The organism is Streptomyces lunalinharesii, from assembly GCF_039532155.1.
Taxonomy (GTDB): domain Bacteria; phylum Actinomycetota; class Actinomycetes; order Streptomycetales; family Streptomycetaceae; genus Streptomyces; species Streptomyces lunalinharesii.
The window spans coordinates 14,798-40,143 of the sequence record NZ_BAAARK010000053.1 but is presented as its reverse complement, the minus strand read 5'-3'; the positions used below and the strand labels follow the sequence as shown (position 1 = coordinate 40,143).

At 70.3% G+C, this 25,346-nt stretch carries 23 protein-coding genes and 1 pseudogene; 20 read left to right on the top strand and 4 right to left on the bottom strand.

Annotated elements, in window-relative coordinates; translation table 11 throughout:
• The 4 genes from ABD385_RS37675 to ABD385_RS37660 form a co-directional block, all read left to right on the top strand.
• On the top strand, window positions 1–1,028 hold a 1,028-nt coding region (locus tag ABD385_RS37675), incomplete at its 5' end, for a vitamin B12 dependent-methionine synthase activation domain-containing protein (protein WP_344584332.1).
• A 226-nt stretch (window positions 1,029–1,254) separates the two neighbouring features.
• Window positions 1,255–1,968 carry an HAD family hydrolase gene (locus ABD385_RS37670; RefSeq protein ID WP_344584331.1) on the top strand — a complete coding sequence of 238 codons (714 nt, stop codon included), beginning with the start codon at window positions 1,255–1,257 and terminating at the stop codon, window positions 1,966–1,968.
• A gap of 360 nt (window positions 1,969–2,328) precedes the next feature.
• The gene (locus ABD385_RS37665; RefSeq protein ID WP_344584330.1) at window positions 2,329–3,936 is read left to right on the top strand and encodes an ABC transporter substrate-binding protein; all 1,608 of its coding nucleotides are present in this window, start codon (window positions 2,329–2,331) and stop codon (window positions 3,934–3,936) included.
• Window positions 3,937–4,015: 79 nt separating this feature from the next.
• Window positions 4,016–5,611 carry an ABC transporter substrate-binding protein gene (locus tag ABD385_RS37660; protein WP_344584329.1) on the top strand — a complete coding sequence of 532 codons (1,596 nt, stop codon included), beginning with the start codon at window positions 4,016–4,018 and terminating at the stop codon, window positions 5,609–5,611.
• Window positions 5,612–5,701: 90 nt separating this feature from the next.
• Here the strand turns inward: ABD385_RS37660 and ABD385_RS37655 are convergent, their stop codons facing one another.
• A complete protein-coding gene (locus ABD385_RS37655) occupies window positions 5,702–6,373 on the bottom strand; it encodes a response regulator (protein ID WP_344584328.1) in 672 nt (223 codons plus the stop codon).
• A 25-nt stretch (window positions 6,374–6,398) separates the two neighbouring features.
• Window positions 6,399–7,433 carry a RecB family exonuclease gene (locus tag ABD385_RS37650; protein WP_344584327.1) on the bottom strand — a complete coding sequence of 345 codons (1,035 nt, stop codon included), beginning with the start codon at window positions 7,431–7,433 and terminating at the stop codon, window positions 6,399–6,401.
• 191 nt (window positions 7,434–7,624) lie between these two features.
• Between ABD385_RS37650 and ABD385_RS37645 the strand changes: the two genes are divergently transcribed.
• The 3 genes from ABD385_RS37645 to ABD385_RS37635 all read left to right on the top strand — a co-directional run bounded on the left by ABD385_RS37645 (window position 7,625) and on the right by ABD385_RS37635 (window position 10,806).
• Window positions 7,625–8,911, top strand: a complete 1,287-nt coding sequence (locus ABD385_RS37645) for a site-2 protease family protein (RefSeq protein WP_344584326.1) — start codon at window positions 7,625–7,627, stop codon at window positions 8,909–8,911.
• 131 nt (window positions 8,912–9,042) lie between these two features.
• The gene (locus ABD385_RS37640) at window positions 9,043–10,023 is read left to right on the top strand and encodes a tRNA (adenine-N1)-methyltransferase (protein ID WP_344584325.1); all 981 of its coding nucleotides are present in this window, start codon (window positions 9,043–9,045) and stop codon (window positions 10,021–10,023) included.
• A 204-nt stretch (window positions 10,024–10,227) separates the two neighbouring features.
• A complete protein-coding gene (locus ABD385_RS37635; protein WP_344584323.1) occupies window positions 10,228–10,806 on the top strand; it encodes a hypothetical protein in 579 nt (192 codons plus the stop codon).
• Between the two features lie 90 nt (window positions 10,807–10,896).
• On the opposite strand, the gene ABD385_RS37630 is transcribed toward ABD385_RS37635, so the two are convergent.
• Complete coding sequence (locus ABD385_RS37630; protein WP_016570825.1) at window positions 10,897–11,190, bottom strand: ferredoxin; 294 nt, start codon at window positions 11,188–11,190, stop codon at window positions 10,897–10,899.
• A 249-nt stretch (window positions 11,191–11,439) separates the two neighbouring features.
• On the opposite strand from ABD385_RS37630, the gene arc reads away from it, so the two are divergent.
• From arc to prcA, 6 genes and pseudogenes are all read left to right on the top strand, one after another.
• Complete coding sequence (arc, locus tag ABD385_RS37625; protein WP_344584321.1) at window positions 11,440–13,206, top strand: proteasome ATPase; 1,767 nt, start codon at window positions 11,440–11,442, stop codon at window positions 13,204–13,206.
• Between the two features lie 275 nt (window positions 13,207–13,481).
• Window positions 13,482–14,993, top strand: a complete 1,512-nt coding sequence (gene dop, locus ABD385_RS37620; protein WP_344584319.1) for a depupylase/deamidase Dop — start codon at window positions 13,482–13,484, stop codon at window positions 14,991–14,993.
• A 188-nt stretch (window positions 14,994–15,181) separates the two neighbouring features.
• Window positions 15,182–15,400: a ubiquitin-like protein Pup gene (locus tag ABD385_RS37615; protein ID WP_016570828.1), complete on the top strand. Its 219-nt coding sequence runs from the start codon at window positions 15,182–15,184 to the stop codon at window positions 15,398–15,400.
• A 24-nt stretch (window positions 15,401–15,424) separates the two neighbouring features.
• Window positions 15,425–15,592, top strand: a pseudogene (locus ABD385_RS41510) (hypothetical protein); the annotation flags it as partial.
• Between the two features lie 82 nt (window positions 15,593–15,674).
• A complete protein-coding gene (gene prcB / locus ABD385_RS37605) occupies window positions 15,675–16,520 on the top strand; it encodes a proteasome subunit beta (RefSeq protein ID WP_344584317.1) in 846 nt (281 codons plus the stop codon).
• Window positions 16,521–16,590: 70 nt separating this feature from the next.
• Window positions 16,591–17,430: a proteasome subunit alpha gene (prcA, locus tag ABD385_RS37600; protein WP_344584315.1), complete on the top strand. Its 840-nt coding sequence runs from the start codon at window positions 16,591–16,593 to the stop codon at window positions 17,428–17,430.
• A 59-nt stretch (window positions 17,431–17,489) separates the two neighbouring features.
• Here the strand turns inward: prcA and ABD385_RS37595 are convergent, their stop codons facing one another.
• Entirely contained in the window at window positions 17,490–18,587 is a 1,098-nt protein-coding gene (locus ABD385_RS37595) for a LacI family DNA-binding transcriptional regulator (RefSeq protein WP_425585572.1), read from the bottom strand.
• Window positions 18,588–18,711: 124 nt separating this feature from the next.
• On the opposite strand from ABD385_RS37595, the gene ABD385_RS37590 reads away from it, so the two are divergent.
• From ABD385_RS37590 to ABD385_RS37560, 7 genes are all read left to right on the top strand, one after another.
• A complete protein-coding gene (locus ABD385_RS37590) occupies window positions 18,712–19,971 on the top strand; it encodes an MFS transporter (RefSeq protein WP_344584313.1) in 1,260 nt (419 codons plus the stop codon).
• Between the two features lie 9 nt (window positions 19,972–19,980).
• A complete protein-coding gene (gene pafA, locus ABD385_RS37585) occupies window positions 19,981–21,342 on the top strand; it encodes a Pup--protein ligase (RefSeq protein ID WP_344584311.1) in 1,362 nt (453 codons plus the stop codon).
• Between the two features lie 150 nt (window positions 21,343–21,492).
• The gene (locus ABD385_RS37580) at window positions 21,493–22,509 is read left to right on the top strand and encodes an FKBP-type peptidyl-prolyl cis-trans isomerase (RefSeq protein ID WP_344584310.1); all 1,017 of its coding nucleotides are present in this window, start codon (window positions 21,493–21,495) and stop codon (window positions 22,507–22,509) included.
• Between the two features lie 68 nt (window positions 22,510–22,577).
• Entirely contained in the window at window positions 22,578–22,949 is a 372-nt protein-coding gene (locus tag ABD385_RS37575) for an FKBP-type peptidyl-prolyl cis-trans isomerase (RefSeq protein WP_344584309.1), read from the top strand.
• Window positions 22,950–23,064: 115 nt separating this feature from the next.
• The gene (locus ABD385_RS37570; protein WP_344584308.1) at window positions 23,065–24,057 is read left to right on the top strand and encodes a helix-turn-helix transcriptional regulator; all 993 of its coding nucleotides are present in this window, start codon (window positions 23,065–23,067) and stop codon (window positions 24,055–24,057) included.
• Between the two features lie 13 nt (window positions 24,058–24,070).
• A complete protein-coding gene (locus ABD385_RS37565) occupies window positions 24,071–25,021 on the top strand; it encodes a helix-turn-helix transcriptional regulator (RefSeq protein WP_344584307.1) in 951 nt (316 codons plus the stop codon).
• 60 nt (window positions 25,022–25,081) lie between these two features.
• Entirely contained in the window at window positions 25,082–25,342 is a 261-nt protein-coding gene (locus ABD385_RS37560) for a hypothetical protein (RefSeq protein WP_344584306.1), read from the top strand.
• Window positions 25,343–25,346: the final 4 nt, after the last annotated feature.

Genomic DNA, 25,346 nt, shown 5'->3' with positions numbered 1-25,346 from the left:
GTGCCTATGTCGAGCAGGACCTGCACGAGATCTATGAGGGCGAAGTCCGCTATGCGCGGGATGCGTTCGAGGGTCTGCGGTTGATGGATGCGTTGATCGCCGTCAAGCGGGGGGTGCCGGGCGCCACGCTGCCCGAGCTGAAGCAGCGGCGGGTGGCCAAGCGGGACGTGCAGGTTGCCGAGCCGGAGCCGGAGCAGGGTGCGGTCCGTTCCGACGTGGCCGTCGACAATCCGGTGCCCGCCCCGCCGTTCTGGGGCACCCGCGTGATCAAGGGCATCCAGCTCAAGGAGTACGCCTCCTGGTTGGACGAGGGCGCGCTGTTCAAGGGGCAGTGGGGGCTCAAGCAGGCCCGCACCGGTGAGGGTCCCAGCTACGAGGAGCTGGTGGAGAGCGAGGGTCGGCCGCGGCTGCGCGGCTGGCTGGACAAGCTCCAGACCGAGAACCTGCTGGAGGCGGCCGTCGTCTACGGCTACTTCCCGTGCGTCTCCAAGGGCGACGACCTGATCCTGTTGGGCGAGGACGGCACCGAGCGGACGCGTTTCACCTTCCCGCGGCAGCGGCGTGGCCGGCGCCTGTGCCTGGCCGACTTCTTCCGCCCCGAGGACTCCGGTGAGACCGACGTGGTGGGCCTGCAGGTCGTCACCGTCGGTTCGCGGATCGGGGAGGCCACCGCCGAGCTGTTCGAGGCCAACTCCTACCGCGACTACCTCGAACTGCACGGCCTGTCCGTCCAGTTGGCCGAGGCACTGGCCGAGTACTGGCACGCCCGGGTCCGCGGCGAACTCGGCTTCGGCGGGGAGGACCCGGCCGACGTCGAGGACATGTTCGCACTGAAGTACCGCGGCGCCCGCTTCTCCCTCGGCTACGGCGCCTGCCCCGACCTGGAGGACCGCGCCAAGATCGTCGACCTCCTCCAACCCGAACGCATCGGCGTCCAGCTCTCCGAGGAGTTCCAACTCCACCCCGAGCAGTCCACCGACGCCATCGTCATCCACCACCCGGAGGCGAAGTACTTCAACGCGCGGTAGCGCGGCGGCGCGGCCGGGGGCCGGGGCATACCCCGGCCCCGCGGTGACGCACCGTAGTGGCGGTCCCGGCGGAACGCCCGGGGAAGCGGATCCTCCGCACTCCCCGGGCGTTCCGCCGCACTCGGTCGTACACTTGTCGGTCCGGTAGTGGCCGGTCGTTTTCCCCCCTCCGGGGAGGCGGCCGGCCCTTTCGTCCCTCCGGGGGCGTCCTCAGGGAGGTGGATGGATGACCAGCAGCATCCCCGCAGTCGGCACCCGCTCGGCCGAAGCCGCGACCCTCCAGGCCGTCCTCCTCGATCTGGACGGCACGCTCGTCGACACCGAGGGCTTCTGGTGGGAGGCCGAGGCCGAGGTCTTCGCCCGGCTCGGCCACACCCTCGACGACCGCCACCGGGAGGTCGTGGTCGGCGGACCGATGTCCCGCAGCGCCGGCTACCTGCTCCGCGAGACGGGCGCGGACATCGGCCTGACGGAGCTGAGCACCCTGCTGAACGAGGCGTTCGTGGCCCGCATCGGCCGCGGGGTCCCGCTGATGCCGGGCGCCCGGCGCCTGCTGTCGGAGCTGGCCGCCCACGGGATGCCCACCGCGCTGGTCTCCGCCTCGTACCGGAGCGTCATCGAGCAGATGCTGCACTCCCTCGGCCCGGAGAACTTCGCGCTGGTCGTCGCCGGCGACGACCTGATGCGGACCAAGCCGCACCCCGACCCGTACCTGACGGCCGCCGCGCGGCTGGGCGTCGACCCGGCCCGGTGCGCCGTCGTCGAGGACACCCTGACCGGCGTGCGGGCCGGCGAGGCGGCCGGTTGCCGGGTGGTCGCGGTGCCCTCCGTGACGCCCGTTCCCGCAGCTCCGGGGCGGACCGTGGTGCGCTCCCTCGAAGAAGTCGATCTCCCTTTTCTGCAGGCGCTCATCACGGAAAGCCGAGGGGTCGTGCACTGAGCGTATTGCACGCAATGCCCGGGAACTCACGGCAGCGGGCCGCTTATTTTCCGTGACGAATACCCGGGGGAATTCGCTCGGCGACCGGACCGCTAAGATGCGTGACGTTTCTCACGTGCCGGGCCGTCGACAGGGGGCACGGCCGGTGTTCCACAGGGGTCCTCCGGTGGTTTCTACGGGGGTAAGTGTCCGGATTGATGGGGCAACGTGCGATACGTTCCGCCGTCCGGATATCGATCACCGAGTCCCCGTTATCCGACCGCCATATCCATGTAACTTCCTTGCGTCGATGACCCGCTGGCGGCGCCTACTAATCTCGACGCGAGCAACACCTCTGCGCTGATAAGGAACCTGCCGACGATGAATCGCAAGACCTTGGTGCTGCCGGCGCTGGCCGGTCTCCTCGCCCCGGCTCTCGCTGCTTGCGGCAACACCGACGGCGCGGGCTCGAGCGGCTCGCCGATCGTCGTCGGCGTCGCCTCCCAGATCGAGGCCACCAAGGCGGCGCCCGCGCCGCTCGACCCGGCACAGGCGTACGACGTGGACGCCTGGAACGTGTTGCGCAGCACCTTCCAGACACTGATGCGACTGCCCCGCACCGGCACCGCCGTGGTGCCCGACGCCGCCGAGTCCTGCGGCTTCCGCGACACCCAGAACGAGCAGTACCGGTGCACGTTGCGCAGCGGCCTGAAGTTCTCCAACGGGCACGCGCTGACGGCGCAGGACGTGAAGTTCTCCATCGACCGGCTGCGGACCATCAACTACACCAACGGTCCGGTGTCGCTGCTCGACGACATCGACCGGGTCGAGACGCCCAGCGACAGCGAGGTGGTCTTCCACCTCACCAAGCCGGACGCGACCTTCCCGCAGAAGCTCGCCACCCCCGCCGCCGCCATCGTCGACAGCCAGGTCTACCCGAAGAACAGCCTCTACAAGGGCTGGGAGACCGTCGGCTCGGGCCCGTACGAGCTCAAGACCGAGCACGCCGGCGACCGCCTCACCAAGGCCGTCTTCACCAAGAACCCCGAGTACAAGGGCGGGCTGACGGTGAAGAACGACAAGGTCGAGATGCGGTTCTTCGACGACTCCGCGGACATGGAGGCGGCGCTCCGCAAGGGCGACATCGACCTGCTGAGCCGCGGCCTGACGCCCGACCAGGTCAAGAGCCTGCAGAACTCCCGCGACAAGCACCTGATGCTCCAGGAGATGCCGGGCCAGGAGATCCGCTACCTCGCCTTCAACACCAAGGACCCGGCCGTTTCCAACAAGGCCGTCCGGCAGGCGATAGCGCAGGTCGTCAACCGCTCCCAGCTGGTGCGCGACGTCTACGCGTACACCGGCGACCCGCTGTACTCCCTGGTCCCCTCCGGCCTCACCGGGCACATCAATTCGTTCTACACGAAGTACGGCGACCCCGACGTCGCCGCGGCCCGGCAGACGCTCCAGCAGGCGAACATCACCACCCCGGTGAAGTTCACCCTGACCTACAGCAAGTACCACTACGGGCCGAACACCGCGAAGGAGTTCGCCGCCCTCCAGCAGCAGCTCAACAGCACCAAGCTGTTCGACGTCAGCATCAAGGGCATCGACCGCTGGCAGCAGTTCCGCACCGACGAGTCGAAGGGCAAGTACGCGGCCTTCGGCATGGGCTGGTTCGCCGACATCCCGGACGCGGACAACTACATCGCACCGTTCGTCGGCAAGGGGAACTTCCTCAACTCCCCGTACCGCAACGAGAAGATCGAGTCGCAGCTGATCCCGACGACCCGCCAGCAGTCCGACCGCAACGCCGCCGCGGCCGGCTTCAAGCAGGCCCAGGACATCCTCGCCGACGACGTCCCCTACCTGCCGCTGTGGCAGGGCAAGCAGTACGTCGCCGCCCGCGACAACATCACCGGCGTCGAATGGGCCCTCAACTCCTCCTCGGCGCTCCAGATCTGGGAGCTGGGCCGCGGCGTCTCCAGCTGACCGCCCGCCCCGCACCGTCTCCGCCGCGGCACCCCCGCCGCGGCCCGACCGGCACCACCAGAACGTGAGGAACCACCGAGTGAAGCGTGACCAGTGGCTGTCCGCCCCGATCGGAGCGGGGCTGGCGACAGTCCTGCTCGCGGTCGCCGGGTGCGGCACGGACACCTCGGAGTCGTCCGGCCACGGCGAGCCCGTCGTGATGGGCATGACCGACAAGGTCGTGGCCACCGACCCAGCCTCGGGCTATGACCCCGGCTCCTGGCTGCTGTTCAACAACGTCTTCCAGTCACTGCTCAGCTTCCCCAAGGGCGGGACCACCCCGGAGCCGGAGGCCGCCGAGAGTTGCGGCTTCACCGGTTCCGACAGCAAGGTCTACCGCTGCACCCTCAAAGAGGGCCTGACCTTCAGCAACGGCGACAAGCTCACCGCCCAGGACGTCAAGTTCTCCTTCGACCGCATCAAGCGCATCAAGGACAAGAACGGCCCCGCCGTGATGTTCGCGGCGCTGGACGACGTCCAGACCCCGGACGACCGCACCGTGGTCTTCCACCTCAAGACGCCCGACGCCACCTTCCCCATGAAGATCGCCTCCGGCGCCGGCTCCATCGTCGACCACACCGCCTACCCCGCGGACCGGCTGCGCACCGACGGCAAGGCCGTCGGGTCCGGCGTCTACGCCCTGGACTCCTACAGCCGGCAGCAGGCGAAGTTCTCCGTCAACACCTCCTACAAGGGCCCCGCCAAGGCCAAGAACTCCGGGATGACCCTGAAATTCTTCGCCAACCGCGACCAGCTCAAGAAGGCCGTCCAGAGCGGCAGCATCGACGTCGCCTACCGCGGCCTGGCCATGAAGGACATCGCCGCACTGGACCGGGCGTCCCTGCACCAGCAGCACGGCACCCAGGTCGTCGAGGGCGGCAGCGCCGAGGTCATGCACCTGGTCTTCAACCTCAAGGACCCGGTCGCCGGCAAACTCGGCGTCCGCAAGGCCATCGCCTACCTCCTGGACCGCTCCACCCTCGTCCGGGACGTCTACCAGCGCACCGCCGAACCGCTCTACTCGGTCGTCCCGGCCGGCATCACCGGCCACAACACCGCCTTCTTCAGCACCTACGGGGACCGCCCGCAGCCCGACAAGGCCGCCGCCGCCCTGCGCGACGCCGGCCTCCAGGGCAAGGTCCCGCTCACGCTGTGGGCCACCCCCGACCGGTTCGGCCCGGGCACCGTCGCCGCCGTCCAGGAGATCGCCGCCCAGCTCAACGCCAGCGGCCTGTTCGAGGCCAAGGTGCGCAGCGTGCCCACCGACGCCTACGACGAGGGCATGGCCGCCGGCCGGTTCGGCGTCTACGTCAAGGGCTGGATCCCCGACTATCCCGATCCGGACAACTTCACCCAGCCGTTCTTCGGCAGGGACAGCGTCCTGGGCAACCACTACAGCTCGCCGGAGATCACCGGCCGGCTGCTGCCCGAGACGGCCGACCAGCCCAACCGCGGCGCCACCAAGACCGCCTTCCGCGAGCTCCAGGACATCGTCGCCAAGGACCTGCCGGTGATACCGATCTGGCAGGGCAAGCAGTACGCGGTGGCCCGCCAGGGCATCGCCGGCCTGGAATGGACCCTGGACTCCTCGACGGTCTTCCGCTTCTGGGAGATCAGCAAGTCGGCCGACGCCTGAGCCGGCCGGCGCACACGGACGACGGACGGCGGGGCCGGCCCGGGGACACCCGGACCGGCCCCGCCGCCGTTCGCCTCTCGACCGACCCGGCTACTGCGCGCCGGGCCGCACCAGCCCGCTCTCGTAGGCGTACACCGCGGCCTGCACCCGGTCGCGCAGCCCCAGCTTCGTCAGCACGTGCCCCACGTGCGTCTTCACGGTCGTCTCGCTGACGAACAGGTCCGCGGCGATCTCCGCGTTCGACAACCCGCGGGCCACCAGCTTCAACACCTCCACCTCCCGCTCGGTGAGCGTGTGGAGGGTGTCCGGCACCGGCTCCTCGCCCGACGGCAGGTGCCCGGCGTACTTGTCCAGCAGCCGGCGGGTGATGCTCGGCGCGAGCATCGCCTCGCCCCCCGCCACCACCCGGATCGCCTGCACCAGTTCGTTGGCCGGCGCGTCCTTGAGCAGGAACCCGCTGGCCCCGGCCCGCAGCGCCTCGACGACGTACTCGTCCAGGTCGAACGTCGTCAGCACCAGCACCTTCGCCGGACCGTCCTTCGCCGGGCCGGTGATCTGCCGGGTCGCCTCGACACCGTCCATCCGTGGCATCCGGATGTCCATCAGCACCACGTCGGGCTGCAACGCCCGCACCTGATCCAGTGCCTGGAGCCCGTCGCCCGCCTCACCGACGACCGCCAGGTCCTGCTCGGCCTCCAGAATCATCCGGAAACCCGTACGCAGCAGGGGCTGGTCGTCGACCAGCAGGACGCGGATGGCCACAAGCTCTCCTTCAACGGACGGCGATCTACTCGATCCGCTCCATTCTGCCCTGCGGCTCGCCCCCGCCCTCCGCCGGGCGCACCGGCGACGACGGCGTCTGCCGCGCGGCGCCCCCTGGCTCCTCGCCGACGTCACCCGCCGCTCGCACGGTGAGCGGATACACCGGGGGAGTGCCGCCGAACTCCGGACAGTGCGCCTGGTGGTCGCACCAGCCGCACAACTTCGTCGGCCGCGGCCGCCAGTCACCGGTCTCGGTCGCCTGCCGGATGGCCTCCCACAGCGCCAGCAACTTCCGCTCCACGCCCCGCAGATCGCGCTCGTCCGGGTCGTACGTCAACACGTCGCCGCTGCCCAGGTACACCAGCTGAAGGCGGCGCGGCACCACACCCCGCAGCCGCCACACCACCAACGCGTAGAACTTCATCTGGAACAACGCGCCCTCGGCGAACTGCGGACGCGGTGCCTTCCCGGTCTTGTAGTCCACCAGGCGCACCTCGCCGGTCGGCGCCACGTCGACCCGGTCGATGAAGCCCCGCAGCCGCAGCCCGGAATCCAGCACCGTCTCCACGTACAACTCGCGGTCGGCCGGCTCCAGCCGCGTCGGATCCTCCAGCGTGAACCAGCGGTCCACCAGCGCCTCGGCCTCCGCCAACCACTGGCCCAGCTGCGCGCCCTCCGCATCGTCGGGGAACAGCTCGGCCAGCTCCGGGCGCTTGGCCAGCAACTTCTCCCACTCCGCCGGCACCATCGCACGGGCCCCGGCTGCCGTGCGCTGCCCCGCGGGCGCGTCGAAGAGCCGCTCCAGCACCGCGTGCACCACCGTGCCCCGGGTCGCCGCCGGACTCGGCTTCTCCGGCAGCTTGTCGATCACGCGGAAGCGGTAGAGCAGCGGGCACTGCATGAAGTCGCTGGCGCGCGACGGCGACAGCGCCACCGGGGGCCGCGCCCCGCCCTGCGCCGGCACCGCGGCCCCCGCCGGCGCCGACCCGCCGGTGGCTCCCGCCGCCTCCGGCCCGCCGCCCGGCACGTCCGCCTCGGTCATCTCCGTGCTCGATCCCATGTCACAGAACCCTACGGCCCGCCACTGACAAGCGCGGACGGGTCACCGACGGTGAGCCCACCGCCAGGTCCGCCCCCGCAACCGATCACGGCCGGAAGCTCCGCATACCATCGACGTCGGGCACCTTTGCCCTGCATGATCGAGTTGTCAGACAGTGCAGGTGCCGAAGTCGCATTCAACGAGGGGACGTCGTGGACGAGAGCGGGAAGCCGCAGGACCCCCAGGAGTCCGGGCCGGACCGGCCGCCCCAGCGCACACCCGACGGGCCGCAGGCGACGCCCCCGGGCGCACCGCGGGGCGGCGGCCGGGGCGAGGCCGGCCCGAAGGCACCCGGCGGCGGCATCCTCATGGGCCGTCCCTTCGGCGTGCCGGTCTACGTCGCACCCAGCTGGTTCCTGGTCGCCGCCCTGATCACCTGGGTCTTCGGTGGCCAACTGGAGCGGGTGCTGCCCGAACTGGGCGCCGCCCGCTACCTGGTCTCGCTCTTCTTCGCGGTCGCCTTCTACGCCTCCGTGCTCGTCCACGAACTCGCGCACACCGTCGCGGCGCTCCGGTTCAAGCTCCCGGTCCGCCGCATCCAGCTCCAGTTCTTCGGCGGCGTCTCCGAGATAGAGAAGGAGAGTGAGACCCCCGGTCGGGAGTTCGTCCTCGCCTTCGTCGGCCCGCTCCTCTCCCTCGTCCTCGCCGGCGTCTTCTACGTGGGCATGCAGCTGGTCGAACCGGGCACGGTCCCCGGCGTCCTGCTCGCCGGCCTGATGGTCTCCAACCTCATCGTCGCGATCTTCAACCTGCTGCCCGGCCTCCCGTTGGACGGCGGTCGGATGCTGCGCGCCGTCGTCTGGAAGATCACCGGCAAGCCGATGAGCGGCACCGTCGCCGCCGCCTGGGTCGGTCGCGCGCTGGCCGTCACCGTCCTCATCGGCCTGCCGCTGCTCACCCGCACCGGCGCCCTCGGCCGGGCCCCCGAGGAGCTCAGCGGCGCCGAATCGCTCACCGACGCCCTGCTCGCCGCGATCCTCGCCGCCATCATCTGGACCGGCGCCGGCAACAGCCTCCGCATGGCCCGGCTGCGCGAACGCCTCCCCGACCTCACCGCCCGCACGCTCACCCGGCGCGCCATCCCCGTCGAGGCCGACACCCCGCTCTCCGAGGCGCTGCGCCGCGCCAACGACGCCGGCGCCCGCGCCCTGGTCGTCGTCGACCGCCAGGGATTCCCCACCGCCCTGGTCCGCGAGGCCGCCCTCGTCGGCATCCCCGAACACCGCCGCCCGTGGGTGTCCGTAGGCTCCCTCGCCCAGGACCTCAAGGACGGCATGCGGGTCGCCGCCGAACTCTCCGGCGAGGCCCTCCTGGACCACCTCCGGGCCACCCCCGCCACCGAGTACCTCGTCGTCGAACCCACCGGCGCGATCTACGGCGTCCTGTCCACCGCCGACGTGGAACGCGCCTTCGTCGCCGCCATGGCCCGCCCCTCCTGATCTTCAGGGGGCTGCCAGGCCGACCCACCGCGCGGGGAACCAGCCGCACGGGCCCCGCTCCGCGGTCGGCGCGAGGGCCGGGACCCGTGCCCGTGGTACGGCGGACGCGGAACGGCCGGTAGGCTGGTCACATGTCCGAACCGACCGGTGCCGCCCGCCGTCGCGGGCCCTTCAAGGTCGGGGACCAGGTCCAGCTCACCGACCCCAAGGGACGCCACTACACCTTCACGCTCGAAGAGGGCAAGAGCTTCCACACCCACAAGGGAGCCTTCCCCCACGACGAGCTGATCGGCGCGCCCGAGGGCAGTGTTGTCCGTACCACCGGAAACGTCGCTTACCTCGCGCTGCGTCCCCTGCTCCCCGACTACGTCCTGTCCATGCCCCGCGGTGCCGCCGTGGTCTACCCCAAGGACGCGGGGCAGATCCTGGCGATGGCCGACATCTTCCCCGGCGCCCGCGTCGTCGAGGCGGGGGTGGGATCCGGCTCGCTCAGCAGCTTCCTGCTGCGCGCCATCGGCGACGACGGCATGCTGCACTCCTACGAGCGCCGCGCCGACTTCGCCGAGATCGCCACCCAGAACGTGGAGCGCTACTTCGGCGGTCCGCACCCCGCCTGGACGCTCACCGTCGGCGACCTCCAGGACAACCTCTCCGACACCGACGTCGACCGGGTCATCCTGGACATGCTCGCCCCCTGGGAGTGCCTGGAGGCCGTCTCCAAGGCCCTGGTGCCCGGCGGCATCCTCTGCGCCTACGTGGCCACGACCACGCAGCTGGCCCGCACGGTGGAAGCGATCCGCGAACACGGCACGTTCAACGAGCCGTCGGCCTGGGAGACCATGGTCCGCACGTGGCACGTGGAGGGCCTCGCGGTCCGCCCCGACCACCGCATGATCGGCCACACCGGCTTCCTGCTGACCGCCCGCCGGCTGGCCGACGGCGTCGAGCCCCCGCTGCGCCGTCGCCGGCCCGCGAAGGGCGCCTACGGCGAGGACTACAGCGGCCCCGGACGGGAGAAGGCAGCCGCCTCGGCGGGGCGCGAGAAGACCGCCGCCGACCAGCCCGACGGGACCGCCGCCGACCTCACCGACGGTTCGCCCGAGCACGACTGACGGCCGCTGGCAGGCCACCGAACCGACCGCCGCCGCCGACGAGTTCCCGCTCTACGGGAACCGTCGGCGGCGCCGTTTCGTTCCGCCTGCGGACCGGTACGGAAAACTCCGCAAACTCCGCCCCCGCCGGTTCCTTGCCGCCCCCGGCTGTGGAACGATGCTGGGCACTCCCACCGCCACAGCACCTCACAGGAGTTACCCCTAGTGCAGCCCTTGGCAGGCCAGGACCTGTTGCACACCCAGCCCCACCCCATGCACTGGCTCGCCACCGCCACCGCCGTCTCGGCGGTGATCGCGGTCTCGTCCCTCTTCCAGCCCCCCGCGGCCACCGCCACGGCCGCCGGCACCGCCTCCGCCCCGGCCGCCGCGGCGCCCGACCCGAGCCGCGTGACGTTTCCGGTCAACTGCGGACCCAACCGCCTCGACGTGGTCCAGAAGGTCTCCGGCGACCTCGACGGCGCCGGCGGCACGCAGACCGTCGCCGTGGTCCGCTGCCACACCGAGGCCGGCAGTCCGCCCAGCGGCGTCTACGTCCTCGCCCAGCCGTCCGACCCCAAGGCCGCACCGCGGATCGTGGCGACCCTCCTGGCGCCCGCGCAGCGGCTCTCGGTCCAGGACGTCACGCTCCAGGGCCGGGCCGTCTCCGCGACCCTCCAGGGCTACTCCTCGCCCGCCGTCCCGCGCTACATGCCGGACGTGCACAAGACCGTCAAGTGGCAATGGCAAGGCGGGAAGTTCGTCCAGAGCGAACTCCCCGCCTCTACCGCGACCGACGGTGCCTGATCCGTCACTCGGTGCGGACGTCTGCGGCGATCCGCTGCGTCCTGCTTACGCCGCGTACGCACGGCGTCCACTCCGGGTCAGCGGAGCTCGTCACTCCGCGTCGGGCCCGTAGACCTCGACGTGGTCGGAGACCCGGCGCACGTGGATGCAGTCGCCCGGGCACTCCTTGGCCGAGTCGCGCACGTCGGTGAGCAGCGGCAACGGGACGGGCGTTGTGGCGCCCTTGTCCTGCAGCAGCTCGTCGTCGGCGCTCTTCACATAGGCCAGGCCGTCAATGTCCAGCTCGAAGACCTCGGGCGCGTACTGCGCGCAGATCCCGTCCCCGGTGCACAGGTCCTGGTCGATCCAGACTTCCAGCTCCGGTGCTTCGTCCTGCGCAGTCATCTCGCCTGCCGTTCCTGCTTACGTGAATCGTTTTTGTCTAAGTGGCGCCAGCCCTGACGGGTGTTGACCGACTCGACGATACAACCGCTCGCTTTCCGATGTTGTTGGGTGGGTATTCCCTTGGCGTGAGGACGTGCGCAAGGGTGAAGATCGGACACACCCCGACAGTCTTTTCGATCTAGGGGTTTCAACCTGCACCGGCCCAGGTAGGGTCTGGAAGCGTCCAGCTCCTTGGAGGAGGTGAGGACCGTGGCAGCCCACGACGACGACATCAACCGCGGCATCCGGCCGGGGCGCGGGTCTGAAGATCCAGCCGGTCAGGTTGCCTATCTTGAGCAGGAGATCGCCGTCCTGCGACGTAAGCTCGCCGACTCTCCGCGGCACACGAGGATTCTCGAAGAGCGGATCGTCGAGCTGCAGACCAACCTGGCCGGCGTTTCCGCCCAGAACGAACGCCTCGCCAATACGCTCCGCGAGGCCCGCGACCAGATCGTGGCCCTCAAGGAAGAGGTCGACCGGCTCGCGCAGCCGCCGGCCGGTTTCGGTGTCTTCCTGCAGACGAACGAGGACGGCACCGTCGACATCTTCACCGGGGGCCGCAAGCTCCGGGTGAACGTCAGCCCCAGCGTCGAGGCCGAGGACCTCCGACGCGGCCAAGAAGTGATGCTCAACGAAGCGCTCAACGTGGTCGAGGCCATGGAGTTCGAGAGCGCCGGCGACATCGTCACCCTCAAGGAAGTCCTGGAGGACGGCGAGCGCGCGCTGGTCGTGGGGCACACCGACGAGGAGCGGGTGGTGCGGCTCGCCGAGCCGCTGCTGGACATCACCATCCGCCCCGGCGACGCCCTGCTGCTCGACTCCCGCTCCGGCTACGTCTACGAGGTCATTCCCAAGAGCGAGGTCGAGGAGCTGGTCCTCGAAGAGGTCCCGGACATCGACTACACCAAGATCGGCGGTCTGAGCGGTCAGATCGAGCTGATCCGGGACGCGGTCGAGCTCCCCTACCTCTACCCGGACCTCTTCAAGGAGCACGAACTCCGCCCGCCCAAGGGTGTCTTGCTCTACGGCCCGCCCGGCTGCGGCAAGACGCTCATCGCCAAGGCGGTCGCCAACTCCCTTGCCAAGAAGGTCGCCGAGGTGACCGGGCAGCCCGCGGGGAAGAGCTTCTTCCTGAACATCAAGGGCCCCGAGCTGCTCAACAAGTACGTCGGCGAAACCGAGCGGCACATCCGCCTGGTCTTCCAACGCGCCAGGGAGAAGGCGAGCGAGGGCACGCCCGTCATCGTCTTCTTCGACGAGATGGACTCCCTCTTCCGCACCCGTGGATCCGGGGTCAGCTCGGACGTGGAGAACACCATCGTCCCGCAGCTGCTCTCCGAGATCGACGGCGTCGAGGGCCTGGAAAACGTGATCGTCATCGGTGCCTCGAACCGCGAGGACATGATCGACCCGGCGATCCTGCGCCCCGGCCGCCTCGACGTGAAGATCAAGATCGAGCGTCCGGACGCGGAGGCGGCCAAGGACATCTTCTCGAAGTACCTCACGGAAAGGCTCCCGCTGCACTCCGACGACCTCGCCGAGCACGGGAATTCCCGTAAGGCGGCGGTCAGCGGAATGATCCAGTCGGTCGTCGAGCAGATGTATGCGGAATCCGAGGAGAACCGTTTCCTGGAGGTCACCTACGCCAATGGTGACAAGGAAGTCCTCTACTTCAAGGACTTCAACTCCGGCGCGATGATCGAGAACATCGTGGGTCGTGCGAAGAAGATGGCCATCAAGGCTTTCCTGGAGCACAACCAGAAGGGTCTGCGGGTCTCCCACCTCCTCCAGGCGTGCGTGGACGAGTTCAAGGAGAACGAGGACCTCCCCAACACCACCAACCCGGACGACTGGGCGCGGATCTCCGGAAAGAAGGGCGAGCGGATCGTCTACATCCGCACCCTCGTCACCGGAAAGCAGGGCGCGGACACCGGTCGCTCCATCGACACGGTGGCGAATACCGGCCAATACCTGTAACACCGCTCTCCGGCTGCGGATGTCCTGGATGGGGCGTCCGCAGCCGGACGCTTTTCCGGGGGCGCGCGGGCCGCTGGGGCGGTCCGGCGACGGACCAGGGAAAACCGGACTGGAGCAATGACTGTAATGATCTCCCCAGCGCCGCAAAGGCGTTCTAGGCTCTTCGGTACCGCTGCGTCTCGCTGTGCGGGTGCGGGGAACGCACGGGAACCGGAAGTGCAGCGGTTTTTGAGCGCCTGCCCCATCCGGGGGCGCCGCCGGGCAAGGAGGGCCGCATGACCGTACGGCGAGTAATGGGTATCGAGACGGAGTACGGGATCTCCGTCCCCGGTCACCCGAACGCCAATGCCATGCTCACCTCGTCCCAGGTCGTCAACGCCTACGCGGCCGCGATGCACCGGGCACGACGTGCTCGCTGGGACTTCGAGGAGGAGAACCCGCTGCGGGACGCGCGAGGTTTCGACCTCGCCCGCGAGGCCGCCGACTCCAGCCAGCTCACGGACGAGGACATCGGACTGGCCAACGTCATCCTCACCAACGGGGCCAGGCTCTACGTCGACCACGCCCACCCCGAGTACAGCGCGCCCGAGGTCACCAATCCGCGCGACGCGGTCCTGTGGGACAAGGCCGGCGAGCGGATCATGGCAGAGGCCGCCGAGCGCGCGGCGCAGGTCCCGGGCGCCCAGCCCATCCACCTCTACAAGAACAACACCGACAACAAGGGCGCCTCCTACGGGACGCACGAGAACTACCTGATGAAGCGGGAGACCCCGTTCTCGGACATCGTGCGCCACCTGACCCCGTTCTTCGTCTCCCGGCAGGTGGTCACCGGCGCCGGCCGGGTCGGGATCGGCCAGGACGGCCACGAGCACGGCTTCCAGCTCAGCCAGCGCGCCGACTACTTCGAGGTGGAGGTGGGCCTGGAGACGACCCTCAAGCGGCCCATCATCAACACCCGGGACGAACCGCACGCGGACGCCGAGAAGTACCGCCGGCTGCACGTGATCATCGGTGACGCCAACCTCTCCGAGATCTCGACGTACCTGAAGCTGGGCACCACGGCGCTGGTGCTGTCCATGATCGAGGACGGTTTCATCGCCGTGGACCTCGCCGTCGACCAGCCGGTCCGCACCCTGCACCAGGTCTCGCACGACCCGTCGCTGCGCCATCTGATCACGCTCCGCAGCGGGCGCACCCTGACCGCGGTGCAGCTCCAGATGGAGTACTTCGAGCTGGCCCGCAAGTACGTCGAGGACCGGTACGGCGCGGACGCGGACGAGCAGACCCGGGACGTGCTGTCCCGGTGGGAGGACGTGCTGGGGCGACTGGAGCACGACCCGATGAGCCTGGCGGGCGAGCTGGACTGGGTCGCCAAGCGGGAGCTGATGGAGGGCTACCGCCGCCGGGACGGCCTGGACTGGGACGCCGCCCGGCTGCACCTCATCGACCTCCAGTACGCCGACGTGCGCGCCGAGAAGGGCCTGTACAACCGCCTGGTGGCGCGCGGCCGGATGAAGCGGCTGCTGGACGAGCCGACGGTGGAGCAGGCCGAGCTGAAGCCTCCGGAGGACACCAGGGCCTATTTCCGCGGTCGCTGCCTGGAGCAGTACGCGGATGACGTGGCCGCCGCCTCGTGGGATTCGGTCATCTTCGACCTGCCCGGCCGTGACTCTCTGCAACGGGTGCCCACGCTGGAACCGCTGCGCGGGACCCGTAAGCACGTGAAGGAGCTGCTGGACCGCTGTCGCACGGCAGAAGAGCTGGTCAGGACATTGTCCGGACGCTGACGAGGGGCAGGTTCATGGCAAACACACCATGATCCGTAGTCGATCGACGGCTGAATCGGCCCCGGCGCGGGAATCATTCAGGTGACTCTCGGGCGTTGCAGCAAGTGCAGGGCCGATGTCGGACCCTGCTTGTAGGGTCGGATCTTGAAGGTCACATCGAGCGGGGCAAACCGAGCGGGGTGAGGGATATGGCGACCAAGGACAGCGGCGGCGGACAGCAGCGGGCCACCCGGTCCACCGAAGAGGTCGAGGAGCAGGCCCAGGACGCGGAGGCGTCGGGGGACCTCAAGGAGCGCCAGGAGAAATTGTCCGACGACGTGGATTCCGTCCTGGACGAGATCGACGACGTCCTCGAAGAAAATGCCGAGGACTTCGTGCGCTCATTTGTCCAAAAAGGCGGACAGTAAGCGCAAATCGGGCGCTTATCTCTGATGCTCGCCGGCCGGTGTGCCGTGCGCGGTGCGAAAAGGAATTCCCGCGTACGGTGCCCGGTCGGCGTGCACGGCTTCGGGCGGATTCTGTCCGGCCTGTTCGATACCGGATCCCGACATGTGGATCACGGCTCCGGGACGGGTAGGGTCCGAGGCGTACTCTGCTTCGGCTGCAATGCAGCCTTGGGTCAATTCAAGGATCGGCCGGACGTGCATCGGGGCGGGCGGCCGAGTATCCGGAAGGAAACGTGTGGAAGCCAATACACCGAGCACCGGGCGTCTGCCAGCTGCCTTCCTGACGCCTGGATCCTCGTCATTCATGGACTTCCTCGGGCAGCACGCGCCCGAGCTGCTGCCGGGCAAGCGCTCGCTGCCGCCCGTGCAGGGCGTCATCGAGGCGCCGCACGGCACGACCATCGTGGCGGTCTCGTTCCCCGGCGGTGTGGTGCTCGCCGGTGACCGCCGGGCGACGATGGGCAACGTCATCGCACAGCGCGACATGGAGAAGGTCTTCCCGACCGACGAGTACTCGGCGGTCGGCATGGCGGGCACGGCCGGCCTCGCGATCGAGATGGTCAAGCTCTTCCAGCTGGAACTGGAGCACTTCGAGAAGGTCGAGGGCGCCCAACTCTCCCTGGAGGGCAAGGCGAACCGACTCTCGACGATGATCCGCAGCAACCTCGGGATGGCCATGCAGGGCCTCGCCGTGGTGCCGCTCTTCGCCGGTTACGACCTGGAGCGCGAGAAGGGCCGGATCTTCTCCTACGACGTCACCGGCGGGCGTTCGGAGGAGCGCGGCTTCGCGGCGACCGGCTCCGGCTCGGTCTTCGCGCGCAGTGCGCTCAAGAAGCTGCTCCGCGAGGACTTCACGGAGCAGCAGGCCGCCACCGCCGTCGTCCAGGCGCTCTACGACGCCGCCGACGACGACTCGGCGACCGGCGGGCCGGACCTGGCGCGGCGGATCTACCCGATCGTCACGGTGATCACCGAAGAGGGATTCAAGAAGTTGCCCGAGGCGGAGGTCTCGGAGATCGTCCGCGCCGTGCACGAGCGGCGCCTCGACCAGCCCGACGGCCCGCGCGCCGCGCTGCTCTGACGGGACGGATGGTTTCGTGGTGCGCCCCCAGACAGCGAGAGAGCTTTTGACAGGAAGGGACGGATAGCCGGTGTCGACGCCGTTCTATGTCTCACCCCAGCAGGCCATGGCCGACCGCGCCGAGTACGCCCGCAAGGGCATCGCGCGCGGCCGCAGCGTCGTGGTGCTGCAGTACACCGACGGCGTGCTCTTCGTCGCCGAGAATCCGTCCCGCGCCCTGCACAAGGTCAGCGAGATCTACGACCGGATCGCCTTCGCGGCCGTCGGCAAGTACAACGAGTTCGAGAACCTGCGGATCGGCGGCGTGCGCTACGCCGACCTGCGCGGTTACACCTACCACCGGGAGGACGTGACCGCCCGCGGGCTGGCCAACGTCTACGCCCAGACGCTCGGCACGATCTTCTCCAGCGCCGCCGAGAAGCCCTACGAGGTGGAGCTGATCGTCGCCGAGGTGGGCAACGCCCCCGAGGACGACCAGATCTACCGACTGCCGCACGACGGCTCGATCGTGGACGAGCACGGTTCGGTCGCGGTGGGCGGCAACGCCGACCAGATCAGCACCTACCTCGACCAGCGTCACCGCGACGGGATGTCGCTCGCGGAGGCGCTGCGGCTGGCCGTCGACTCGCTCTCGCGGGACACCAACGGCGGCGAGCGCACGCTGACCGCCGAGCAGCTCGAGGTCGCGGTGCTGGACCGCACCCGTCCGCAGAAGCGGAAGTTCAAGCGGATCCTGGGGCGTCAGCTGTCCCGGCTGCTGGACGAGCCCGCCGACGCGGAGCAGGAGAAGGACGAGCCCGCGGCGGACGCGGGGGAGTCCTCGGGTGACGCCCCGTCGGGCAAGGGCGGCAAGAGCACCGGCAAGAGCACGGGCAAGGACACCGGCGCGGAGTCCGACGCGGACGACTGACGGCCGTAGTTCCTCCGCTTCCGGGCCGCACGGCACGGACCGCGCGCCCCGGTGGGTCCTCACCCGCCGGGGCGCGCGGCGTTGTGCCCGGCGTCCGGCGGCGGGGCCGTGGAGCCGCGCGGCACGAGGGCGACCGGCAGGGTGGCGGCCTCGACCGGGGCGCCGTCCAGAACGGCCATCAGGGCCCGCATCCCGGCCTCCCCGAACTCCTCGGCGGGCAGCCGAACGGTCGTCAGTTCCGGCTCCACGGCGACCGCGAGGGCCAGGTCGTCGAAGCCGGTGACCGAGACGTCCTGTGGGATCCGCAGGCCGAGCCGGCGGGCCGCCTTGCAGGCGCCGGCGGCGATGATGTCGTCGTCGCACAGCAGCGCGGTGGGGCGGGGGCCGGGGGCGGTCAGTGCGGCGTGCGCGGCCCGCCGGCCGGCGTCCACGCCCAGTGCGGAGGGCTGTCGGCGCAGCACGGCGCCGGGGACGTCGGCCAGCACGTCGGCCAGGGCCCGGGCGCGGACGGCGAAGGTCCAGGACTCCACGTCGGCGGCGAGGTGGGTGATCCGGCGGTGGCCCAGCCCGGTGAGGTGGGTGGCCAACTGCCGTGCGCCGTCGGCGATGTCGAGGTTGACGGCGGCCGCGGCGGTGGGGTCGTCGGGGTCGCTGTCGAGCATCACCAGCGGCAACCCGGCACCGCGCAGCGCGGCGAGCGCGTCGGCCGCCATCGACGAGGCGATGACGCCATCGAGCGCGGCGGAGGCGGAGTCGAAGGGGCTGGGGGCCACCCCGGTGCCCTCGGGGGAGGGGTAGAGCACCACGCCGAAGTCGTGGTCGGCGGCGAGCCGTGCGGCGCCGGTGTAGACCCGCGCGAAGAACTCGGTGGTGAGCGCCGGGACGACGAGCAGCGCGGTGCGGGTGCGCCCGGTGCGCAGGCTGCGGGCGGCGAGGTTGGGGCGGTAGCCCAGCTCGCGGGCGACGGTCCGGACGACCTCGGCCTTGCCGGGGGAGACCCGGCCGCGCCACTTGTCGCCGAGGACCAGGGAGACCGCGGCCTGCGAGACGCCGGCGGCGCGTGCGACGTCGCGGCTGGTGACCCGGGCGGCGGCTCGGGCGGGCGCGCCGCCCGGCAGTTGCCGGGGGTCGCCGGGTGCGGCCTCGTGGCTGGTCACCGGGCGCGTCACTCCTTGGGTCCGACACTGCGGGGGTGGACCCGCGGGTTGCCGCCATGGTACTTATGACGCCACAAGTTATACGTAACACGCCCTGGCGTGGACCGGGCGGAGAGGGGTCGGTGTGGCCGCGGGATATGCGGATTTGCTCAAGACCCGGTATGCCGCCCGGCTGCTGGTCGGGACCCTGGTCGGGCGGCTGCCGAACGCCACCGCGGCGCTGGCGGTGGTCCTCTTCGTGCGCGGTGAGGGCGGCAGCTACGCCCTGGCCGGCGCGCTCTCGGCGATCTACGGCGTCTGCAACGCCCTCGGCCAGCCGCTGCTCGGCCGCGCCGTGGACCTCTACGGCCAGCCCCGGGTGATGCTGCCCGCCTCGGTGTTCTCCGCGCTGGGCATGGCGCTGCTGGCCGCCGTCGGGGTGGAGCCGCGGTGGCCCGCCTACGTCGCGATGGCGATCGCCGGGTTCTTCACCCCGCCGCTGGAGGGCGGTCTGCGGGCGCTGTGGCCGGCGGTGCTCCAGCGGACGGACCGGGTGCACGCCGCGTACGCGCTCGACGCGGTGGCGCAGGAGGTCATGTTCGCGGTCGGCCCGTTGCTGGTCACCCTGTGCGTGGCCGCCTGGTCGGCCGCGGCGGCGCTGCTGGTGATCAACGGCATCGGGGTGCTCGGCGCGCTCTCCGTCGCGGTCTCCGCACCGTCGCGCCAGTGGCGCAGCGCGCCCCGGGAGGCGCACTGGCTCGGTGCCCTGCGCGCGCCCGGACTGTTGGTGCTGATCGGCGCGTTCTTCTTCGTCGGGCTGGCACTGGGGTCGATCGCGGTGGCGGCGGTGGCCTACGCCGACCTGCACGGCGGCGGCATGGTCTCCAGCTACCTGCTCTCCGCGCTGGGGGTGGGGGCGCTGGCCGGTGGCCTGGTCTACGGCGCCCGCCAGTGGCCCGGGCGCCCCGAGTCGCGGCTGCGGCTGCTCGTGGGGCTGTTGGCGCTGGGCTACCTGCCGCTGTTCCTGGTGCCCGGGGTGGCCGGCATGACGGCGCTGACCGGGCTCGCCGGGGTGTTCCTGGCGCCGGCGCTGGCCTGCGCGTTCGTGGTGGTCGACCGGCACGCGCCCAAGGGGACGGTGACGGAGGCGTTCTCGTGGTTGGTGACCGCGTTCGGCGTCGGTTCGGCCGCCGGCGCCTCGGTGGCCGGCCCGGCGTTGGAGAGCGGCGGACCGGCCGCGGGGTTCGCGGTCGCCGGCGTCTCCGGAGTCGCCGGTCTCCTGGTGCTTTTGTCGATGAAGCGATTCCTGGGCGATCCGGTGGCACCCGTCGACGACGCGGTCCGGGCGGAAAATGATCGAAACGGGGCCGTCGAACCCGGTTTCAGAGCAGGCCATCAGGCGTAATGTTCAGTCATGGACCGCCGCATTTTCGGGCTGGAGAACGAGTACGGCGTCACGTGCACGTTCAGGGGACAGCGCCGACTGTCACCTGACGAAGTGGCGCGGTACCTCTTCCGCCGTGTCGTGTCATGGGGCCGCAGCAGCAACGTCTTCCTGCGGAACGGCGCCCGCCTGTACTTGGACGTGGGGTCGCACCCCGAATACGCAACTCCCGAGTGCGACAACGTGACCGAACTGGTCACCCACGACAAGGCCGGCGAACGCATTCTCGAAGGTCTGCTCGTCGACGCCGAACGCCGCCTGCACGAGGAGGGAATCGCGGGCGACGTCTACCTCTTCAAGAACAACACCGATTCGGCGGGAAACTCCTACGGCTGCCACGAGAACTACCTCGTGGCCCGGCACGGGGAGTTCTCCCGGCTCGCGGACATCCTCATTCCGTTCCTCGTCACCCGGCAGTTGCTGTGCGGTGCCGGCAAGGTGCTGCAGACGCCGCGCGGCGCGGTCTACTGCGTCAGCCAGCGTGCCGAGCACATCTGGGAGGGCGTCTCCTCGGCGACCACCCGCTCCCGGCCGATCATCAACACCCGGGACGAACCGCACGCGGACGCCGAGCGCTACCGCCGGCTGCACGTCATCGTCGGCGACTCCAACATGTCCGAGACCACGATGATGCTCAAGGTCGGGGCCACGGACCTGGTGCTGCGGATGATCGAGGCGGGCACCGTCATGCGCGACCTGACGCTGGAGAACCCGATCCGGGCAATCCGCGAGGTCAGTCATGACACCACCGGTCAGCGCAAGGTGCGGCTGGCCAGCGGGCGCGAGGCGTCCGCCCTCGAAGTGCAGCAGGAATACTACGAGAAGGCCGTGGATTTCTGCGACCGTCGCGGAATCCGCACGGGCACCGTCGAACGCGTCCTGGAGTTGTGGGGCCGCACCCTAGAAGCCGTTCGCGACCAGGAACTCGACCGCATCTCCACGGAAATCGACTGGGTGATGAAACATCAGCTCATCGAGCGCTACCGCGCGAAGCACAACATCAGCATGTCCCATCCGCGGGTGGCGCAGATAGACCTCGCGTATCACGACATCCACCGCCGCCGGGGGCTTTACTACCTCCTGGAGCGGAAGGGACAGGCGGCTCGGATCTGCAACGATCTGAAGATCTTCGAGGGGAAGTCGGTTCCGCCGCAGACCACGCGTGCGCGGCTGCGGGGCGACTTCATTCGTCGGGCCCAGGAGCAGCGTCGTGATTTCACCGTCGACTGGGTGCACCTGAAGCTCAATGACCAGGCGCAGCGCACGGTGCTGTGCAAGGACCCGTTCCGTTCCGTCGACGACCGGGTGGAGAAGCTCATCGCCGGGATGTGACGGCCAAATCCGCGCGGTGCGCCGGGAACGTGAATGCTCCCGGCGCATTGTCGTGCGGCGGCGGCCGTTGTGTTAACCGGAAGCGGCCACAGCGACAGGTCGTAGAGTGGCGGGCATTGCCCATCTTCCCCACGAGCCCGAGTTGGACAGATGCTGAATACTCCCGGGGGGCGCTTCCCCCGTCCGTTCGCCACGCACACCCGCCGCGCCGCCGCTGCCGCGCTGGCGGTGCCCGTTCTGCTCCTCGCCGCCGCCTGCGGGAACGACGACGGCAAGACCTCCGACGCCGCGGTGGTCAAGGTGACGGGCAAGCCGGGTGCGAAGCCCACGATCTCCGTGCCCAAGGACGCCAAGCCGTCCGACAAGGCCGTCACCAAGACCCTGGTCGAGGGCAAGGGCGCGGTCGTCAACAAGGGCGACCTGGTCCGACTGGACTTCACCGCGCAGACCATGAAGGGCCAGAACCTCGGCAGCAGCTGGACCCCGCAGCCGGGCGCCAAGCCGGGTGCGGCGCGCACCCAGGTGGTCACCGAGGTCACCGACCAGATGACGCAGCAGATGGTGCCGCCGTCGGTGCTGACCGCCGCGGCCGGGCAGAAGGTCGGTGGCCGGTTCGAGGTCGAGGGCACTGCCAAGGCGCTGATCGGCGAGGGCCTCAACCCGCAGTCGGGCATCAAGCCGGAGGACGGCCTGGTCTGGGTCGTCGACGTGGTCGGTGCCAAGAAGGTGGACAAGAAGGCGAAGGCCGAGGGCACCCAGGCGGCGCCGGAGGACGGCATGCCGGAGGTGAAGGCCGCGGACGACAAGGCCGCGACGATCACCATCCCCAAGGGGGAGAAGGCGCCCACCGACCTCAAGCAGCAGGTGCTGATCAAGGGCAAGGGCCCGGAGGTGAAGGCCGGTGACGGCCTGATCGCCCAGTACACCGGCGTGAAGTGGGAGGACGGCAAGAAGTTCGACTCGTCGTGGGACCACGGCGGCGCGACGGCCTTCCAGATCGGCACCGGCCAGGTCGTCCAGGGCTGGGACCAGGCGCTGGTCGGCAAGCACGTCGGGGACCGGGTCGAGATCGTGATCCCGCCGAAGCTGGGCTACGGCGCCAGCCCGCAGCACGAGCTGGCGAAGAACACCCTGGTCTTCGTGGTGGACATCGTCGGCACGGTCTGACCGGACGGCCCTCGGGATCTGTAAGACTGGCCCGGTAATCGAAAAGATTCGCAAGTAGGAGCACATACGTGAACATCGACAAGCCCGAGATCGACTTCCCCGAGGGCCCGGTTCCCACCGATCTGGAGATCGTGGACCTGTGGGAGGGTGACGGGCCGGTCGCCAAGGCCGGGGACATGGTCTCCGTGCACTACGTCGGCGTCTCCTACAGCACCGGTGAGGAGTTCGACGCGAGCTGGAACCGCGGCAAGCCGCTCCAGTTCAAGCTCGGCGTCGGTAAGGTCATCCCGGGGTGGGACAAGGGCGTGCAGGGCATGAAGGTGGGCGGTCGGCGCCGCCTGACGATTCCGCCGCACCTCGCCTACGGCGAGCGCGGCGCCGGCGACGCGATCGGCGCCAACGAGACGCTGATCTTCGTCTGCGACCTGGTCTCCGTCTGAAGACCCCGCACGACACCGTGAGGGTCCGCGCCGACCGGCGCGGACCCTTTCGCTTTTGCGGTACGCACCCAGGGCGGTACGGTCACCCGTTGGGAGCTAACGAGAGAGGGCGTCGATGGCGATTGCCAAGGCCGAGCGGCTGATGAATCTGGCGCTGTGCCTGTTGGGGACGCGACGCCCGTTGACCAAGCACGAGCTGCGGTCGTCGATCGAGGCGTACCGCGACGTGTTCGGCCCGGGGGCCGGGCACGGCACCGGCGACGACGCCTTCAACCGGATGTTCGAGCGGGACAAGGACGACCTGCGCGAGCTGGGCCTGGTCATCGAGACCGTGGACGGCATCGACGGCGAGGTCGGCTACCTCGCCCGGCGCGACAGCAACCGCCTGCCCCCGATCACGTTGGACGCCGAGGAGGCCGCCGCCCTCGGACTGGCCGCCAAGGTCTGGCAGCAGGCCCGGCTGGCCGGCGCCGCCAGCGGCGCGTTGCAGAAGCTGCGGGCGGCCGGGATGCCGCTGGCCGGGGACGTCGACGACGTGGACGCCGGGCAGCCGCACAGCGCGTTGGAACCGCGGATCCCCACCCACGAGGCGTCCTTCGAACCGCTGATGCTGGCCTGCCGGGACCGCCGCCCGGTCGTCTTCGACTACCGCAAGTCCAACGCCGCGCGGCCCGCGCAGCGCCACCTGGAACCGTGGATCCTGGAGTGCTGGCGCGGCCACTGGTACGTGGCCGGCTGGGACCGGGACCGCGGCGCCGAGCGGGTCTTCCGGCTCTCCCGGATCACCGGCAAGGTCCGTTCCCGACAGGGCGAGTTCACCGCGCCGGTGCCGGACCACGTCACCGTGCGCGAGACCGTCGAGCGCTGGGCGGGGGAGGCCGCCACCGGCACCGCACGGATCAAGCTCCGCGCCGGGCACGGCTATCCGCTGCGCGCCCGCGCCCTGGCCGTCCACCCGGTGGACGGCGACTGGGACGAGTTGGAGATCCCCTACGGGCACGGACTCGACGCCTGGTTGGTGGAGTTCGGGCCCGACGTGGTGGTACTGGAACCGGCGGAGCTGCGGGCCGAGGTCATCGACCGGCTGCGCGCGGTGGCCAAGGGCTGAGGGGAGCAGGACCATGGCTGCGAACGCGATCGACCAGACCCGCCGGATGCTGTCGCTGGTGACGTACCTGCGCGAGCGCCCCGGCGCCCGCGTCGGCGACGTCGCGCGCGCCTTCGGCATCACCGAGGACGAGCTGATCGCCGACCTCGACGTGCTGCCGATGTGCGGGACGAGCTTCCGCGGCGGCGACCTGATGGACATCGACACCGACGGCGACCGGATCTGGTGGCACAACCCCGACGACGTCGCCGAGCCGCTCCGGCTGGCCGCCGACGAGGCCACCGCGTTGCTGGTGGCGGCCCGTGCGGTGGCCACCCTCCCGGGGCTGCGCGAGGGCGACCGGCAGGCGCTGCTGCGGGCCACCGCCAAGCTGGAGGCGGCGGCCGGGGAGGCGGCCGGTGCCAGCGCCCGGCTGTCGGTGACCTTCGAGTCCGAGGGCGGGGTCTTCGCGGACGTGGACCGCGCCATCGCCGAGCGACGCCGACTCTGGCTGCGCTACTACTCCCCGGCCCGCGACGAGCTGACCGAGCGTGAGGTGGACCCGATCCGGCTGTTCGCGGTCGGCCACACGTACATGGAGGCGTGGTGCCGGCTCTCCGAGGCCCGGCGCACCTTCCGGCTCGACCGGGTCGCCGAGATCAAGCTGCTGGACGCGCCCGCCGACCCGCCGCCGGTCGAGCTGCGCGACCTGTCGGAAGGGCTGGTGCAGCCCGCGGCGGAGGACCCCGAGGTCGCCATCGAGGTCGGGCCCGGCGGCCGGTGGGTCGCCGAGTACTACCCGCACGACAGCGCCGAGGAACTGCCCGACGGGGGGCTGCGGATCACCCTGCGCACCCCCGACCCGGCGTCGCTGCGACGGCTGGCCCTGCGGCTCGGCCGGGACGGCCGGATCGTGTCGCCGTCCGCCCTGGAGGCGAGCGCCCGCGAGGCCGCCCGGCAGGCGCTGGCGGCGTACGGCGAGTGAGACCGGCCCGCCCCGCGGGCGGGTCGGCGCACCGTTGACCGTAGGAGGAGGCAGCGAAGGATGACGACCACGATGGTGACGACCACGCTGGCGGGCATGACCGCTCCGGTGCTCTTCAAGGCGGCGTGTCCGGAGTGTCGCGGGCGTTTCGAACTGGCCTCGGACGCCTTCCGGCTGGCGATCGGCGCCAGCCGCCGCACCACCTTCTACTCCTTCACCTGCCCCGACTGCGACCGGGCGGTGCGCAAGCCGGCCGGGGAGCGGATCGTGGAACTGCTCGCCGGCGGCGGGGTGCGCACGCTGCGGCTGCACACCGGCTGACCGG